Source organism: Mycobacterium europaeum (genome assembly GCF_034555895.2).
Classification (GTDB): Bacteria; Actinomycetota; Actinomycetes; order Mycobacteriales; family Mycobacteriaceae; genus Mycobacterium; species Mycobacterium europaeum.
This window is the reverse complement of sequence record NZ_CP157315.1, coordinates 3,547,396-3,563,657: the sequence shown is the minus strand read 5'-3', so window position 1 is coordinate 3,563,657 and position 16,262 is coordinate 3,547,396. Positions and strand designations below refer to the sequence as shown.

15 protein-coding genes are annotated in these 16,262 nt (G+C 69.1%); 11 read left to right on the top strand and 4 right to left on the bottom strand.

Going from position 1 to position 16,262, the window contains the following annotated elements; genetic code table 11:
* Positions 1-8 precede the first annotated feature (8 nt).
* The gene (locus tag U8D42_RS16260; protein ID WP_085241645.1) at positions 9-557 is read right to left on the bottom strand and encodes an Rv3235 family protein; all 549 of its coding nucleotides are present in this window, start codon (positions 555-557) and stop codon (positions 9-11) included.
* 185 nt (positions 558-742) lie between these two features.
* Here U8D42_RS16260 and U8D42_RS16255 point away from each other — a divergent pair, with 185 nt between their 5' ends.
* From U8D42_RS16255 to U8D42_RS16205, 11 genes are all read left to right on the top strand, one after another.
* A complete protein-coding gene (locus U8D42_RS16255; RefSeq protein ID WP_322859666.1) occupies positions 743-2,161 on the top strand; it encodes a WS/DGAT/MGAT family O-acyltransferase in 1,419 nt (472 codons plus the stop codon).
* A 44-nt stretch (positions 2,162-2,205) separates the two neighbouring features.
* Entirely contained in the window at positions 2,206-3,057 is an 852-nt protein-coding gene (ppk2, locus tag U8D42_RS16250; protein WP_322859667.1) for a polyphosphate kinase 2, read from the top strand.
* A gap of 1 nt (position 3,058) precedes the next feature.
* The gene (locus U8D42_RS16245; RefSeq protein ID WP_085241642.1) at positions 3,059-3,577 is read left to right on the top strand and encodes a DUF6912 family protein; all 519 of its coding nucleotides are present in this window, start codon (positions 3,059-3,061) and stop codon (positions 3,575-3,577) included.
* Positions 3,578-3,681: 104 nt separating this feature from the next.
* Positions 3,682-5,982 carry a xanthine dehydrogenase family protein molybdopterin-binding subunit gene (locus U8D42_RS16240; protein ID WP_322859668.1) on the top strand — a complete coding sequence of 767 codons (2,301 nt, stop codon included), beginning with the start codon at positions 3,682-3,684 and terminating at the stop codon, positions 5,980-5,982.
* Positions 5,979-6,527, top strand: coding sequence for a (2Fe-2S)-binding protein (locus U8D42_RS16235; RefSeq protein ID WP_322859669.1), 549 nt, complete (start codon positions 5,979-5,981; stop codon positions 6,525-6,527). Before U8D42_RS16240 ends, U8D42_RS16235 begins: the two co-directional genes overlap by 4 nt.
* The gene (locus tag U8D42_RS16230) at positions 6,524-7,513 is read left to right on the top strand and encodes an FAD binding domain-containing protein (RefSeq protein ID WP_322859670.1); all 990 of its coding nucleotides are present in this window, start codon (positions 6,524-6,526) and stop codon (positions 7,511-7,513) included. Before U8D42_RS16235 ends, U8D42_RS16230 begins: the two co-directional genes overlap by 4 nt.
* Positions 7,514-7,662: 149 nt before the next feature.
* The gene (locus U8D42_RS16225) at positions 7,663-8,856 is read left to right on the top strand and encodes a ferredoxin reductase (protein WP_431523881.1); all 1,194 of its coding nucleotides are present in this window, start codon (positions 7,663-7,665) and stop codon (positions 8,854-8,856) included.
* A 96-nt stretch (positions 8,857-8,952) separates the two neighbouring features.
* Entirely contained in the window at positions 8,953-10,248 is a 1,296-nt protein-coding gene (locus U8D42_RS16220) for a fatty acid desaturase family protein (protein ID WP_322859671.1), read from the top strand.
* Between the two features lie 46 nt (positions 10,249-10,294).
* Positions 10,295-11,359, top strand: coding sequence for an AraC family transcriptional regulator (locus U8D42_RS16215; protein ID WP_322859672.1), 1,065 nt, complete (start codon positions 10,295-10,297; stop codon positions 11,357-11,359).
* Positions 11,360-11,439: 80 nt separating this feature from the next.
* Entirely contained in the window at positions 11,440-12,936 is a 1,497-nt protein-coding gene (locus tag U8D42_RS16210; protein WP_322859673.1) for a flavin-containing monooxygenase, read from the top strand.
* A gap of 27 nt (positions 12,937-12,963) precedes the next feature.
* Positions 12,964-13,500, top strand: coding sequence for a hypothetical protein (locus U8D42_RS16205; protein ID WP_322859674.1), 537 nt, complete (start codon positions 12,964-12,966; stop codon positions 13,498-13,500).
* Here U8D42_RS16205 and U8D42_RS16200 read toward each other — a convergent pair.
* Genes U8D42_RS16200 through U8D42_RS16190 form a run of 3 tightly spaced genes read right to left on the bottom strand, consistent with a single transcriptional unit; the run spans position 13,497 to position 16,248 of the window.
* Positions 13,497-13,982: a DUF302 domain-containing protein gene (locus U8D42_RS16200; RefSeq protein ID WP_322859675.1), complete on the bottom strand. Its 486-nt coding sequence runs from the start codon at positions 13,980-13,982 to the stop codon at positions 13,497-13,499. The genes U8D42_RS16205 and U8D42_RS16200 overlap by 4 nt on opposite strands.
* Positions 13,979-15,067 carry an NmrA family NAD(P)-binding protein gene (locus U8D42_RS16195; RefSeq protein ID WP_322859676.1) on the bottom strand — a complete coding sequence of 363 codons (1,089 nt, stop codon included), beginning with the start codon at positions 15,065-15,067 and terminating at the stop codon, positions 13,979-13,981. Before U8D42_RS16195 ends, U8D42_RS16200 begins: the two co-directional genes overlap by 4 nt.
* A 5-nt stretch (positions 15,068-15,072) precedes the next feature.
* Positions 15,073-16,248 carry a thiolase family protein gene (locus U8D42_RS16190; RefSeq protein ID WP_322859677.1) on the bottom strand — a complete coding sequence of 392 codons (1,176 nt, stop codon included), beginning with the start codon at positions 16,246-16,248 and terminating at the stop codon, positions 15,073-15,075.
* Between the last annotated feature and the right edge of the window lie 14 nt (positions 16,249-16,262).

The following is a 16,262-nucleotide window of genomic DNA, read 5'->3' as shown; positions in this document are numbered from 1 at the left end:
CCGACGGGTCAACCGATGTGCAGGGCCACCACGAGCCACCTTGTCCCGGAATCGGCGGGGACCCGCTCGACGCGGCAGGCGATGGCGTGGATCCGGTTCCCGCGGCTGTACGAGCCGCAGACCTCCGCCGCGGAGTCGGGGTCCCGGTGCCCGGCCGGCTGCAGCCGCATCCGTCGCAGCACCGCGGCGCCCCGCTGACCGGTGGCCGAATGGCCCGCCGCGAGCACGGAATCCACCAGGCTGGGCGCCAGCAGGGGCCGCAGCTGGGCGGCCGGCCGGCGGCGGTCGATGACTTCCAGGACCCGGCGCAGCGCCGCGTCGGCGAACGCCGCGGCCTGCCGCATCGGCGCCGACACGGCGGCGCGGGCCTCGGCCGCCGGCCTTCCGGGCGGGTGGGGCCGGCGCGGCGCGTGGGTGCTGCGCCGCAGCGACGGCGCGCGGGGCGATCGCCGGCAGGCCGGGGCATTGCGCGGTACGTCTTGCGCCGGAGGCTCGTAGTCGACGACGGGCGAGACGGCGAAGGCGTCGGGCGGACGCACGACGGGACTGGTGTTCAACGCGCACTCTCCAACTCGACGGCCGGACCTCAGAGCCCGCTGGAGAGTGGCAGGCAGTGGTCATCATGGCACAACTCGCGCCCGCGCGTACCCGCGCTCGGCCGGGCCCCGGCCCGGCGATTACCGTGGGCGGGAAATCTCCCTTAGCGACGCCGGCGATGATTCGACGAGGAGGACAGCGCCCTATGGTGACCCGGTTGTCCCCATCGGACGCGGCGTTTTACCGGCTGGAGAACACGGCCACCCCGATGTACGTCGGATCGCTGTCGATCCTGCGCCGTCCGCGCGCGGGATTGAGCTACGAGACGCTGCTGTCCACGGTGGAACGGCGGTTGCCGCAAATCCCGCGCTACCGGCAGAAGGTGCGCGAGGTGCGGGTGGGCCCGGCCCGGCCTGTGTGGATCGACGACGCCGACTTCGACATCACCTATCACGTGCGGCGCTCGGCGCTGCCCTCCCCGGGCAGCGACGAACAGCTGCACGAGCTGATCGCCCGGCTGGCCGCCCGGCCGCTGGACAAGTCGCGGCCGCTATGGGAGATGTATCTGGTCGAGGGCCTGGCCAAGAACCGGGTCGCCCTCTACACCAAGTCGCATCAAGCCCTGATCAACGGCATGGCGGCACTGGAGATCAACCACGTCATCGCCGATCGCACCAGGCGCCCGCCGGCCCTGGTCGAGGACATCTGGGTCCCGGAACGCGACCCGGGCAACGCGCGGCTGATCTTCGGGGCCATCGGCGACTGGTTCGTGGGGCCGACCACCCAGCTGCAGGCCGTCGGGTCGACGATCGGCGGCCTGGTGACCAACCATGGCGAACTCCTGGCCGCGGGTCGCCGGGTCGTCGATTTCGCGCGGACCGTGGCGCGCGGCACCGCGCCGAGCAGCCCGCTCAATGCCAACGTGTCCCGACACCGGCGATTCACGGTCGCGAGCTGCAACCTCGACGACTACCGCACCGTGCGCGCGCGCTACGACTGCGACGTCAACGATGTCGTGCTCGCGGTGATCGCCGGCGCCCTGGGCAACTGGCTGATGTCACGCGGGGTGGCGGTGTCGCCGACCGCGACCGTGCGCGCCATGGCGCCGCTGTCCATTTACGCCGACAGCCAGCTCGACGCGACCGGCCCCGGCCAGGCCATCGGCCAGGTGATGCCGTTCCTGGTCGACCTGCCGGTGGGGGAGCCGAACGCGGTGGTGCGGCTGTCGCAGATCGCGCACGCCAGCGAGTCGAACCCGACGGCCGCCCGCCTGGTGGACGCCAGGACCATCGTCACCCTGTCCGGATTCGCGCCGCCGACGCTGCACGCCATGGGCATCCGGGTCGCCACCAGTTTCCCCAGCTTCTCCAGGCGGACGTTCAACCTGCTGATCACCAATGCGCCGGGGGCCCAGTCGCAGATGTACATCGCCGGCACCAAATTGCTGGAGACCTACGGCGTCCCGCCCCTGCTGCACAACCAGGCGCTGGCCATCAGCGTGACGTCCTACAACGGCATGCTGTATTTCGGCATCAACGCCGACCGCGAAGCGATGAGCGACGTCGAGCTGCTGCCCGGCCTGTTGAGCCAATCGCTCGAGGAATTGCTGGAAGCTTCCCGGTAATTAGTCACGGTGAAAATCGGTGGCCGGTTCTATCATGCGTTGATGTGAGCACTGCGACGAAGAGCGCCAAGGCGAAGTCAACTGCGGCAAACGCGCCCAGGATTTCCGATGAGGTATACGAGGCTGAATTGTTCCGGCTGCAAACGGAATTGGTGAGGCTGCAAGAATGGGTGCGCCATACCGGCCAGCGCCTGGTGGTCGTTTTCGAAGGCCGCGACGGGGCGGGCAAGGGCGGCACCATCAAGCGGATCACCGAATACCTCAATCCGCGGGTCGCCCGCATCGCGGCGCTGCCCTCGCCGACCGACCGGGAGCGGGGCCAGTGGTATTACCAGCGCTACATCGCCCACCTGCCCGCCAAAGGGGAGATCGTGTTGTTCGACCGGTCGTGGTACAACCGCGCCGGCGTGGAGAAGGTCATGGGATTCTGCACGCCCCAGGAGCATGCGCTGTTTTTGCGGCAGACCCCGATCTTCGAGCAGATGCTCATCGACGACGGGATCCTGCTGCGCAAATACTGGTTTTCGGTTTCGGAGGGCGAGCAGCTCCGCCGGTTCAAGGCGCGGCTGAACGACCCTGTGCGGCAATGGAAACTGAGCCCGATGGACACCGAATCGCTGTACAAGCGGGAGGATTACTCACGCGCCAAGGACGAGATGATGGTGCACACCGATACCCCGGTCAGCCCGTGGTATGTCGTGGAATCGGACATCAAAAAGCACGCGCGGCTGAACATGATGGCGCACCTGCTGTCGACCATCCCGTATCACGACGTCGAACGGCCTCGGGTCAAACTGCCCAAGAACCCGGTGGTGAGCGGCAACTACCGGCGCCCGCCACGCGAGCTGTCCAAATACGTCGACGACTACGCGGCCACACTGATCGGGAATTCGTGACATGACGGTCGTCTACATTCCGGCGACGCTGGCCATGCTTGAGCGGCTGGTCGCCGACGGCTCGTTGCGGCCCGTCAACGGCACCGCGTTCGCGGTGACCCCGACCTTGCGCGAGGCGTACGCCGAGGGCGACGACGACGAGCTCGCCGAGGTCGCGCTGCGCGAGGCGGCGCTGGCCTCGCTGCGCCTGTTGGCGGACTCGGAAGCCGAAGGGGCCGGCGCCACCGGCTCCCTGCCGCCGCGGCGCGCGGTGCTGGCCGCCGAGGCCGGCGACGTCAGCTACCGGCCCGACCTCGACGACGCGGTGGTGCGGCTCGGCGGGCCGGTCGCGCTCGCAGACGTGATCGCCGCGTACGTCGACAACCCCGGCGCCGAGCCGGCGGTGACGAAGGCGATCGAGGCCATCGACGCCGCCGATCTGGGCGACGAGGATGCCGAGTTGATCGTCGGCGACGCGCAGGACCACGACCTGGCGTGGTACGCCAACCAGGAGCTGCCGTTCCTGCTCGAGCTGCTGTAGGGCCCACAGGTGTGCACGGCCGCGGCTCGGCTCTCGGCCTAACATGCAGCAATGAGCCAGGGCATTCGACACGATGGCCGCCCCGCCGACGCCGCATCGCCTCGATGACCCGGCCGCCGGCGCGACAGGTCGGACTGCCCGTCGACCGCGTGGAGGGTCGTGCCAAGGTCACCGGCCGTGCCCGCTACACCGCCGATACGGTCGTCGATTCCGTGGCGCATGCGGCCCTCGTCCAGTCGCAGATCCCCCGCGGGGCGGTCACCGTCGAGTCACTGCTCGCGAGCGCCGACCGCGCCGCGGCGGCACCGGGCGTCCTGCACGTGCTGACGCCGTTGAATTGCCCTGCACTGCAAACGCTTCCAAGCGACCTCACGTTCGACCTACCCATCGAGCGGCGGCCACCGCTGTCGGATCTGACGGTCCAGCATGTCGGGCAGCACATCGCGCTCGTGGTCGCGGACTCCCCGGAGCGCGCGACATACGCCGCGTCGCTCTTCGATCTGCGATACGAGCAGCGTCCGGCGACGCTGAGCGCCGCCGAGACGCTGACCGGGCCGCAGCCCCCCGACGAACAGGACGGCCGGATTCGCTACGGGAGTTACCTGCCCGACCACTTCGTGAAGCTGGAGGAGGAGAAGCTGCAGGACAGCCGCGGTGAGCCCGACGAGCCGCGCCTGCCGCACCGGATCGACTCCCACTACGCGACCCCGCGCAATGCGCACTATCCCATCGAATTGTCGTCGACCATCGCCGCCTGGGAGGGTGACCGGCTCACCGTCCACGACACCACCCGGTGGATCACCGGGGAGCGGTCCGTGCTCGCCGGGTACCTCGGCATACCCGAGGCGAATGTCCGGGTGATCGCCCCACTGGTCGGCGGGGCGTTCGGGTCGAAGAGCTTCCTGTGGATGCACGTGGCGCTGGCCGCGGTCGCAGCCCGCGCGGTCGGTAGACCGGTCAAGCTGGTGCTGACCCGCAAACAGGTGTTCTCCTCGACCGGGCACCGGCCGCGCACCGAGCAGCGCGTGACGCTCGCCGCCGCTGCCGGCGGACTGCTGGGCAGCACCGAACATCACACCGTCACCGAGACTTCCACCGTGGCCCACTTCTGCGAGCCGACGGGGCTGTCGAGCAGGTTCTTGTATCACTCGCCTCGCCTGGTCGTCTCGCACCGAGTCGCGCGTATCAACGCGCCCACACCGTGTTTCATGCGCGGACCGGGCGAGGCGCCCGGCCTGTTTGCCCTGGAGTCGGCCATGGACGAGCTGGCCTACGAGCTGGGGGTGGACCCGCTGTCGCTGCGTATCCGCAACCACGTGGGCTTCGACCAGCCCAGCGGCAAGCGCTGGTCCGGTGAGCACCTGCGGGACTGCTACACCCTGGGCGCCGAACGATTCGGTTGGGACAAAAGGCCATTGGCGCCCCGCTCGTTGTCGGACCGGGGAATACAGATCGGTTGGGGAATGGCCACCGCGACCTACCCTGGCCGGCGAATGCCGGCGTCCTGCCGCGTGGCCACTACACCGGACGGGCTGGTGCGATTCGCCTCGGCGACCCACGAGCTCGGCACCGGGGTGCGCACGGCGATGAGCCAGGTTGCCGCCGACGCATGCGGACTACCGTTGTCGCAGTTGATCTTCGCATCAGGAGACTCGGATTATCCCGATGCGCCCTACAGCGGCGCCTCCCAGACCACCGCGACGGTCGGCTCGGCCGTGTTCGCGGCGGCGGCCGAATGGAAGCGACGGCTGCTCGGGCTGGTCAGCGGGGACGAGGGGACCCCTTTCCACGGCGTGGCGCCAGACCGCCTCGACGTCGCCGACGGCGACGTCGTCGGCACCGGTGGCACGCCCCGGATGCCGGTCACGGCGCTACTCGACCGCGGGGGCGAGCGGTACCGAAGGGAGCTGAGCTTCGACATGTCCTCCGGCGCGGGGGATCAACGCGACACGATCTCGCAGTCCTTCGGCGCGCACTTCTGTGAGGTCGAAGTCGACGAGCAGATCGGCCGCGCGACCGTGACACGCTGGGTCGCCGTGCTGGACTGCGGCCGCGTCCTCAACCCGAAACTGGCGCGCAGTCAGGTGATGGGCGGCATCACGTTCGGCCTGGGCATGGCCCTGATGGAGCAGGTCCCCTACAACGCCGCCACCGCACAGTTGATCGGGGAGTACTACGTGCCCACCCACGCGGACCTTCCCGACTTCGACATTTCCTTCGTGGACACACCGGATTTCGGGCTGGATCCGCTCGGCGTTCGCGGGATCGGGGAGATCGGGGTCTGCGGTGTGCCCGCGGCCATCGCCAACGCCATCTTTCACGCCACCGGCCGCAGGTTGCGCGAGCTGCCGATCACCGTCGAACATCTCATGACCCCGTTCGAGGCGCCGGAGGGCAACCGTTGACGGATGCAGCCGCCGAATGCGAGATCGCGCTGTGCGTCAACGGTACGACTCACCGGCTCCTCGTGGACGTCCGCACCACGCTGCTCGACCTGCTGCGCGAGAGGCTGGGGTTGACCGGCACCAAGAAGGGCTGCGATCACGGGCTGTGTGGCGCGTGCACGGTGACCGTGCGCGGGGAGCGGGTGCTCAGTTGCCTGACGCTGGCCGTCTCGATCGACGGCGCGGAAGTTCTGACCATCGAGGGCATCGCCGACGGCGACGATCTGGATCCGCTTCAGGAGGCGTTCCTCGAGCATGACGGTTTTCAATGCGGCTACTGCACCGCGGGCCAGATCTCGTCGGCGCGCGCGCTGCTGCGCGAACACGCGCGCGGCGACCTGTCCGCGGTCTCCTTCGACGGTGACCGCCAGGCGGCATTGAACGGCTCGATCCCGCTGACGCACAACGAGATCAAGGAACGCATCGCCGGAAACATCTGCCGGTGCGGGGCGTACGCCAACATCGTCGACGCCATCGCGGCGGTCGCGGAGGCGAGGTCACAGTGAAGACGTTCGACTATCGGCGCGCCAGTTCGGTGAGCGACGCGATCGACGCGGCGGTCCAAACAGGGGGCGCCTATCTCGCGGGCGGCACCAATCTCGTTGACCTGATGAAGTACGGCGTCGCCCAGCCGCCGGCGCTGATCGATCTCGGCCGGCTAGGTCTGACATCGGTGACGGCCACCGAGGCGGGTGGAGTGTACATCGAGGCGGGCGTCACCAACAGTGCGCTGGCCAACCACACGCTGATCCGAACCCGCTATCCTGTTCTGTCCCAAGCCATTCTGAGTGGCGCGACCGTCCAGATACGCAACATGGCGACCGCGGGCGGCAACTTGCTTCAGCGCACCCGTTGCCCGTACTTCATGGACACCGACTTCGTGCAGTGCAACAAACGCGCACCCGGTTCGGGGTGTGCGGCACTGAATGGCTTCAACCGGGAGCACGCCGTTCTCGGCGCCGCGCAGGGGTGCGTGGCCACGAATCCCTCCGACATGGCGGTGGCCTTGACGATCCTCGATGCCGTGGTGCATGTGGCGGGCCCCGGCGGCGCGCGCCGCATTCCGATCGGGGAGTTCTTCCGCCTGCCCGGCGCGACACCGGAGATCGACAATGCCCTCGAGCCCGCCGAACTGATCGTGGGCGTCGAGCTCCCGCCCTCGCCGTACCCGGCGAAATCCTGGTACCTGAAGGTGCGGGACCGGCACAGTTATGCGTTCGCGCTGGTGTCGGTGGCGGTCGGCGTCGTGCTGTCCGACGGTGTCATCGCGTCGGCGGCCATGGCGCTCGGCGGGGTGGCGCCCAAGCCGTGGCGGTTGGTCGAATCGGAGGCCGCTCTGGTCGGGAAGGCGCCCGGTCCCCGGGCGTTCCGGGCCGCCGCCCGGGCCGCCATGTCCGGTGCGCAACCGTTGAGCCAGAACGCATTCAAGATCGACCTCGCCCGCCAAGCCGTGATCCGGGCGTTGACGCTCGCCGCCGGTGCGGCCGGCTAGGTCGGTCCCCACAAGGCGCCGGCGCGCACCGCGGTGATCGGGCACGCCGCGGCCGGCGGGGCATGTGATCGCGCCCACCGAACACTGGCTACGCAACCGTAGGTTACGGTACCGTAGGTTTCGTGAAGCCCACAGAGTCGACCACAATGGTGAGCGCAAGCAAGACGCAGCATCGTGAGCAGGAGCTTCCACTGGGCAGACGTAACCCATCGATCACGGGCAACGTCGTCGACACCAAGCGGCCGGTGGTCGCGGGCGCCGAGCGGCACCCCGGCTGGCACGCGCTGCGCAAGCTGGTCGCACGCATCACCACGCCGCTGCTGCCCGACGACTATCTGCATCTGGCCAACCCGCTGTGGTCGGCGCGCGAGCTGCGGGGCCGCATCCTCGAGGTGCGCCGCGAGACAGAGGATTCCGCCACCCTGGTGATCAAGCCCGGCTGGGGCTTCAACTTCGATTACCAGCCCGGCCAGTACATCGGGATCGGCCTGCTGATCGACGGACGCTGGCGCTGGCGGTCGTATTCGCTCACGTCCAGCCCGGCCGAGACGTCCGGATCCGGCTCGGCGCGCACGGTGACCATCACCGTGAAGGCGATGCCCGAGGGGTTCCTGTCCACCCACCTGGTGGCGGGCGTCGAGCGGGGAACCATCGTCCGGCTGGCCGCCCCGCAGGGCAACTTCGTGCTGCCCGACCCGGCGCCGCCGTCCATCCTGTTCCTCACCGCCGGATCGGGGATCACGCCGGTGATGTCGATGCTGCGAACCTTGGTGCGCCGCAACCAGATTGGTGACATCGCGCACGTGCACTCCGCGCCCACCGAGTCCGACGTGCTGTTCCGCGCGGAGTTGGCGGCGCTGGCCGGCGAGCATCCGGGATATCGCCTGAGGATTCGGGAGACCCGCTCGCAGGGCCGGCTCGACCTTGCGCTGCTGGACCGCGAGGTGCCGGACTGGCGCGACCGCCACACCTGGGCCTGCGGGCCGGAGGGCATGTTGGCCCAGGCGGAGAAGCTCTGGTCGGCGGCGGGCATCGGCGACCGGCTGCACCTGGAACGGTTCGCCGTGTCCAAGGCCGCGCCCGCGGGCGCCGGCGGCACGGTCACCTTCGCCCGGAGCGGTCGCGCCGTCGCCGCCGACGCCGCGACGTCGTTGATGGACGCCGGTGAGGGCGCCGGCGTGCAGATGCCTTTCGGCTGCCGGATGGGTATATGTCAGTCGTGCGTGGTCGGCCTCGTGGAGGGCCACGTTCGTGACCTGCGCACCGGCGCGGAACACGACCCGGGGACGCGGATTCAGACCTGTGTGTCTGCCGCCTCGGGCGATTGTGTGCTCGACATCTAACTGCTACTCACAGGTAACCTACGGATTCGTAGGTTACGATAGCGTAGGTCTGGATCTGGTTTTCGAACCGACAAATCGACCGCAGGGAGGAAGACGATGGCGATCACCGACGTCGACGTATTCGCCCATCTGACGGACGCCGACATCGAGAGCCTGGCCGTTGAGCTGGACGCCATCCGCCAGGACATCGAAGACTCTCGCGGCGAGCGGGACGCCCGCTACATTCGCCGCACCATCGCAGCGCAGCGCGCGCTGGAGGTATCGGGTCGGCTGATGCTGACCGCGAGTTCCCGCCGCTCGGCGTGGTGGGCGGGGGCCGTCACCTTGGGCGTGGCCAAGATCATCGAGAACATGGAGATCGGCCACAACGTCATGCACGGCCAGTGGGACTGGATGAACGACCCCGAGATCCACTCCTCGACGTGGGAATGGGACATGAGCGGGTCGTCCAAGCACTGGCGCTTCACTCACAACTACGTGCACCACAAGTACACGAACATCCTCGGGATGGACGACGACGTCGGCTACGGCCTGCTGCGCGTCACCCGGGACCAGCGCTGGAAGCGCTTCAACCTGTTCAACCTGGTCTACAACACCATGCTCATGCTCCTGTTCGAGTGGGGCGTCGGCCTGCAGCACGTGGAACTCGGCAAGATCGCCAAGAGGCGGATGGACCACGACGACGCCCGGCAGCGGGTCGACGAGTTCCTGGCCAAGGCGGGCCGGCAGGTGCTCAAGGACTACGTCGCGTTCCCGGCGCTGACCGCGTTGTCACCCGGGGCCACGTACACCTCGACGCTGAAGGCCAACGCGGTGGCCAACGTGATCCGCAATGTGTGGGCCAACGCCGTCATCTTCTGCGGCCATTTCCCCGACGGCGCGGAGAAATTCACCAAGACCGACATGATCGGCGAGACCAGGGGCCAGTGGTACCTGCGCCAGATGCTGGGCAGCGCCAACTTCGAGGCCGGGCCGGTGCTGCGGTTCATGAGCGGCAACCTGTCCCACCAGATCGAGCACCACCTGTTCCCGGATCTGCCCAGCAATCGGTACGAGGAGATCGCGGTGCGGGTGCGCGAGGTGTGCGACAAGTACGACCTGCCCTACACCACGGGCTCGTTCCTGGTGCAGTACGCCAAGACGTGGCGCACGCTGGCCAAGCTGTCGCTGCCCAACCGGTATTTGCGCGACAGCGCCGACGATGCGCCGGAAACGCGCAGCGAGCGCATGTTCGCCGAGTTGGAGCCCGGCTTCTTGGGCACCGACCCGGAGACCGGCCGGCGGCGCGGGCTCAAGACCGCCATCGAGACCGTGCGGGGGTGGCGGCGGGCCAGGCGCGCGCAGCGCGATGCGCGCCGGGCCACCGGCGGCGCCGACGGCCTCGCGGCCTAGCGTTTTCGCGCCAACCGGCGCACCGTCCTTCGCCATACTGGGATGCGTGCAGGTCTTCGTCGGGTCGCAGGTTTCCCACTGGGATTTCCCGCGGAGCACGGCCAGCGTCGCGTTGATGGCCGACTTCGGTTCCCGCAACGGGCTTGCCCTCGCGGACGTCCTCGCAGGGACCGGGCTGTCGGAGGCCGACCTGCGCGACCACGACCGGATGATCGTCGGGCGCCAGGAGCTGGCCGCCGCGACCAACCTGGTGAACCTGCTGGGCGACGCTGCCGACCTCGGGGTGCGGGTGGGCGGCAGCTATCACGTCGGCTCGTTGGGCATCTTCGGCTTCGCCTGCCTCACCAGTTCGACGCTGGGCGACGCCGTCCGGTTCGCGGCCCGGTTCTACGAACTCAGCTACGGCTTCGGCCTGCCCACGGTCACGGTCGACGGGCCGGTGGCGGCCATGCGGCTGGACCTGCCCGACCTGACCGGTCCGGTCGCGCAATTCCTGGTCCGGCGCGACCTGGTCGCGATCGCCCGGGTCATGGCGGAGATGCTGGGCCGACCCGTCCCGTTCACCTCCATCGAGTTCGCGGGCCCCGCGCCGTCGTCGGGGGATGCCCTGGCTTGCCAGGAATTCGGCGTGATGCCGAATTACGACGCGCCGGCCAACGTGGCGCGCTGGCCGGCCGCGCTGCTCGACAACCCGCTCCCGCGGGCCAGCGCGAGCAGCGTCGCCATGTGCGAGCAGCAGTGCCGCGCCCTGCTGGAGCGCCGCCGGCTGCGGACCGGTGTCTCGCGCCGAGTGCGTGAGCGGCTGGCGTCGATCGACGGCGAACCCCACACCATCGCGGCCGTCGCGCGGCAGTTGGCGATGAGCGAGCGGACGCTGCGCCGGCGGCTGGCCGAGGAGAACACCACGTTCCGGGATCTGGCCGAGGAGGTCCACCGGGTCCTCGCGGAGGAGCTGCTGGCGACGGGCGCGTTGTCGGTCGAGGACGTCGCGCTGCGGCTGGGCTACGCCGAGTCGACGAGCTTCATCGCCGCGTTCAAACGCTGGACGGGCACCACCCCGGCGCGCTACCAGCGTTCGGTCGCGCCGCGGGCCCGGCTGGCCGCCGGCTGAGAGAGGCGTGGCCGGAATGATGGATTTGCCGACCGCAATCGGCTGCCGGCGGGGTGCAGTTCGCCCCTAACGTGGGCCTCATGACTTCGACCATGAGCAAGCCTCGCGTGCTGGTGATCGGCGCCGGCTTCGGTGGCCTGGCCGCCGCCTACGAGCTGTCCCGGGACGGCCTGGCCGATGTGACCGTGCTGGAGAAGGCCGACGACATCGGCGGCGTGTGGCGGGAGAACACCTACCCCGGGGCGGCCTGCGACGTCCCGTCCAACCTGTACTCCTACTCCTTTTCCGTTAAGACCGACTGGGGGCGCCGGTACGCCGAGCAGCCCGACATCCTGCGCTACATCCACGACACCGCCGACCGGTTCGGCCTGCGCGACCTGGTGCGCACCGGGGTCGAGGTGACCTCGGCCCGCTATGACGACGGCACCGCCACCTGGCGAGTGGAGACGTCGGCCGGCGACGCGTTCGAGGCCGACGTGCTGGTGCCCGCGGTCGGCCAGCTGTCGCGGCCGGCGCTGCCGAACATCCCGGGGCTCGACGCGTTCGAGGGACCGTCGTTCCACTCGGCGCAGTGGCGCCACGACGTCGACCTGGCCGGCAAGCGCGTCGCGGTGCTCGGCACCGGCGCATCGGCGATCCAGTTCGTCCCGCGGATCCGCGAAACCGCCGCGCGCGTCACCGTCTTCCAGCGCTCCGCCCCCTACATCATCCCCAAGCCCGACCGCGCCTACACCGGCGCGCACCACGCCGCCTTCCGCGGCGTGCCGGGGTTCGCCGCCGCGATGCGCGGGCTGATCTGGGAGATCTCGGAGTTCTTCGGCCTCGCGCTGACCAAGGTGGCCCCGCTCGCCCGGTTGATCGGCGTCGTCGCGTCCGCGCACCTCAAGCACCACATCAAGGATCCGGTGCTGCGGGCCAAGCTCACGCCCGACTACCCGGTCGGCTGCAAGCGCGTGCTGTTCAGCAACGACTGGTATCCGGCGCTGGCCAGCGACAACGTCGACGTCGAGACCGACGCTATTGCCGAGGTGACCGCCACCGGTGTGCGCACCAGCGACGGCCGGCTGCATGACGTCGACGTGATCATCTACGGCACCGGGTTCAAGGCCACCGAATTCCTTGCGCCCATGACGATCACCGGACGCGCCGGGCGTGACCTGCAGGCCGAGTGGGCCGAGGGGGCGCGCGCCCACCTCGGCATGGCCGTGCCCGGTTTCCCGAACATGTTCTTGATCTACGGCCCGAACACCAACCTCGGCAGCAGCTCGATCATCCTGATGATGGAGCAGCAGGCCCGCTACATCCGCCAGCTCACCGAGGAGCTCGCCCGCGGGGGTGTGGCCCGCGCGTTCGAGGTCCGGCGTGCGGTGGAGCAGGCCTACGACGCGGAGGTTCAGTCCCGCCTGGATGCCGGCGTGTGGACCACCTGCGACTCCTGGTACCGCACGGCCTCCGGCCGCGTTACCACCAACTGGCCCGGCCTGGTGCACGAATACCAGCGCCGCACCCGGACCGCGGTGCTCGCGGACTACGAGGTGGTCGTGCCCGAGCGCGCGGCCAAGAAGGTCGGCGCCTGACGCGACGGCCGGACTACGCTCGAAAACATGCTCGCAGCGTTCGGATTCGAAACCATGGGTGTCGTCGTCGGGGACATGTTCTTCGTCGACCCGCGCCCGCTCGAAGGTCAGGAAACCCCGGAGCGGGGAGTCAGGCTGGAACTGCGCCTCGTCGACCGGGACGAGCCGCAGGGGTCGATCTACGCCGGGGTTCCGATCTGCTTCAACCGCCCGGTGTGGCGGGTGGACCTGTTCGGGTCCACTGAGAGCCCGCCGGGCACGCTCGACCGGGCCCATCACCATCCGCGGTTCGACGGTTGGGAACCCGGCCGCCGGCATTTCGTCCCCGAGCTGTCGGCCGACCCCGTGTCCTGGCTGGCCGGGCAGCTGGCCGACCCGGCCGCCGTGTTGGCCCGCGCGGGCGTCGATCCCGACGAGGTCAGCGAGGCCGACAAGGCCGGCCTCGCCGCCGCGGCCCCGGAGATCGTCGCCGCGGTCAAACGGATGCTCGACGGCGTCCGCGACGGGGCATTGGCCCCGATGCCCGCGGCGCCGGTGGCCGCGGCCCGCACCGGCTGGCTCTAGCCGGTCACCGTCTCGGCCAGCGTTGCCAGCTTGGCGTCGAGTTGTTCTGCGGCGCCGAGCAACTCGGGATTGGGTGCGACCACCATCAGCGACGAAGGCTTGACGTAGGTCAGGCTGCTGCCGGCGCCCTCGTCGGCAATCAGCAGCTCGACGGGGGCGAACAGGCCCGCGGTCACGTCGTGGCGCAGCATCGTGATCGCGATCAACGGGTTGCCGAGGATGACGCGGACCGCCCTGCGGTCGATGCCCGCCTTGGTGATCCACGCGCCGTGGTCGACGACACCGAAAAGCATGAATCCGCTTGGCCCGACGTGGGGTTCGACCCGCTGCCGGTAGGACTCCCAGTCGCCGGCGCTCGTCGCGATGTCGTTGATGGGGACAGGCTGCTCGCCGATGTCGCCCAGTAGGGCGGCCAACAGCTCGTCGTAGCTCTTGGTGCTGTCGTAGCGCACCCGCACGCCGGTGAAGCGGATCTCGGTCATAATTTCCCCGTCCTCATATCCTCGCCGATCTTCAGGATCGGAGTCCGGTTCTCCGGTTGGACCCGCTCCCAAAGGCCGCCCTTTCCGAGCGCTCTTCCCCGCTCGTCTTCTCTTCGGAACCACTCCTCGGCGCTCCTGATCCGGGTCGGATGCACCTCATCGAGCAGGCCGTAATCACGTTCAATCACTCCGTATTTCCAGAGGTTCCAGAATCCGGTGAAGTTGTCGCGGACGTTCATGGTGCTCTTGTCATTTGGGTCCGCGTTGTACCCGGCGGGCGCATCTGCGATCCTGCTGAGCGGACCCTCCCTCCAGTAGGTGTCCAAATCGGTGTCGACGTACCGCGCCGGGTGTCCGGTCACCTTCTCAAACGCCGCGGCAAGATCCGCATAGCCGATGTGGTCGACGGCGACTCCGAGATCGAGGCCATTCGCGCGCTCGGGATGGTCGAAGAGCCAGCGGACGTAATGCCCGCAGTCCTCGAGAGCCACATGCGGCACCGCGCCCTCACCGAGGGGGACCCGCCACGTCACGACACCGTCCTCGAGGGTAGGCGTCATGGGTGTGCCGGGTGAGATCACCATCTCGATGTACGGACCCGCCGTGAAGACCGCCGCCCCCATCCGAGCGCCATTCACCTGATTCTGGGACAGGATCCACTCACCCATCCGGCCCTTGCCGTCGTAGTGGCCGGTCCGGAATCGGGAGTCGTATCCCGATTTCTTCAGCCCATAGTCCAGGTTGCCGTAGACGAAGAATTGGATGCCTTCTTCGATGGCGATCTCGTAGCACCGGATGGCCCAATAGGTCTCGGTCTTCTCACCGGCGTTGAACCCGTCGAGGTTGATGTACGCCCCGTCGCAGCCGCGGAGCCCTTCCCGCAGGACGTCTTCGTCGGCGAATGAGCCTTCCAATACGGACACGTTGTCGAGGGCGAGCAGTTCCTTCGCTCGCCGGGAGCCGGGGTCGCGGCTGAGGAATCGAACAGCGTATTTCTTGTCGGCGACCAGGGCGCGGACGATGGGCATGCCCTGGGCGCCCGTGCCGCCGATGACGAAGACTTTCGAGATGCTGGGCGACGCCATCGTCGTCAGCCCAACCGCTCGATGATGGTCGCGTTGGCCATGCCGCCGCCCTCGCACATCGTCTGCAGCCCGTACCGGCCGCCGCGCTGCTCGAGCGCGTTGACGAGCGTGGTCATGATGCGGGCACCGCTGGCGCCCAGCGGGTGACCGATCGCGATGGCACCGCCGTTGACGTTAGTCTTGGCCAGATCGGCGCCGGTGTCGTGCGCCCAGGCGAGCACGACGGGCGCGAAGGCCTCGTTCACCTCGAACAGGTCGATGTCGGCCAGCGTCAATCCGGCCCGCTGCAACACCCTTTCGGTCGCCGGGATGACCCCGGTCAGCATGTAGAGCGGATCGGAGCCGACCACCGTGGTGGTGTGGATGCGGGCCAGCGGGCGCAGTCCCAGCCTGCCGGCGACCTCGCTGCTGGTGATCATGACGGCGGCGCTGCCGTCGGACAGCGGCGAGGAGTTGCCCGCGGTGATCTCCCAATTGATCTGCGGGAAGCGGGCGCTCATCGCCTCGCTGTAGAAGGCGGGCCGCAGCCCGGCCAGCGTCTCGACCGTCGTGCCGGGCCGGATGAATTCGTCGGCGGCCAGCCCCGCGATCGGAATCAGCTCGTTGTCGAAGAGCCCGTCCTTGGTGGCGCGGGCGGCCTTGTCGTGGCTGGTGGCGGAGAACTCGTCGAGCTGGGCGCGCGAGAATCCCCACTTCGCCGCGATCAGCTCGGCGCTGATGCCCTGCGGCACCAGGCCTTCGGGGTAGCGCCGGGTCATGTCGTCGCCGAACGGGTTGCTGCCCGGCAGCACCGAGGTGCCCATGGGGACGCGGCCCATCGACTCCACGCCGGCGGCGACGACGAGGTCGTAGGCGCCGGAGATGACGCCCTGGGCGGCGAAGCTGATGGCCTGCTGGCTGCTGCCGCACTGCCGGTCGATCGTGACACCGGGGACCGACTCGGGGAATCCGGCGCCCAGCAACGCATTGCGGGCGATGTTGACCGCCTGGTCGCCGACCTGCGCGACCGCACCGGCGATGACGTCGTCGACCTGCGCCGGGTCCGCGCCGGTGCGCCTGAGCAGTTCGCGCAGGCTGTGGGCGAGCAGGTCGGCGGGCAACACGTCATGCAGCGCGCCGCTGGGTTTGCCCTTGCCGATGGGGGTGCGGACGGCTCCGACGATGACGGCGTCGCGGTTCATGGCTCCTCCTCGAG

Bases quoted from the DNA above. Each gene is read 5' to 3' on its own strand.
- U8D42_RS16205 (WP_322859674.1), top strand. From the start codon at position 12,964: ATGCTCGCAGCGTTCGGATTCGAAACCATGGGTGTCGTCGTCGGGGAC.
- U8D42_RS16210 (WP_322859673.1), top strand. From the start codon at position 11,440: ATGACTTCGACCATGAGCAAGCCTCGCGTGCTGGTGATCGGCGCCGGC.
- U8D42_RS16255 (WP_322859666.1), top strand. From the start codon at position 743: ATGGTGACCCGGTTGTCCCCATCGGACGCGGCGTTTTACCGGCTGGAG.
- U8D42_RS16190 (WP_322859677.1), bottom strand. From the start codon at position 16,248: ATGAACCGCGACGCCGTCATCGTCGGAGCCGTCCGCACCCCCATCGGC.
- U8D42_RS16245 (WP_085241642.1), top strand. From the start codon at position 3,059: ATGACGGTCGTCTACATTCCGGCGACGCTGGCCATGCTTGAGCGGCTG.
- U8D42_RS16200 (WP_322859675.1), bottom strand. From the start codon at position 13,982: ATGACCGAGATCCGCTTCACCGGCGTGCGGGTGCGCTACGACAGCACC.
- U8D42_RS16240 (WP_322859668.1), top strand. From the start codon at position 3,682: ATGACCCGGCCGCCGGCGCGACAGGTCGGACTGCCCGTCGACCGCGTG.
- U8D42_RS16195 (WP_322859676.1), bottom strand. From the start codon at position 15,067: ATGGCGTCGCCCAGCATCTCGAAAGTCTTCGTCATCGGCGGCACGGGC.
- U8D42_RS16220 (WP_322859671.1), top strand. From the start codon at position 8,953: ATGGCGATCACCGACGTCGACGTATTCGCCCATCTGACGGACGCCGAC.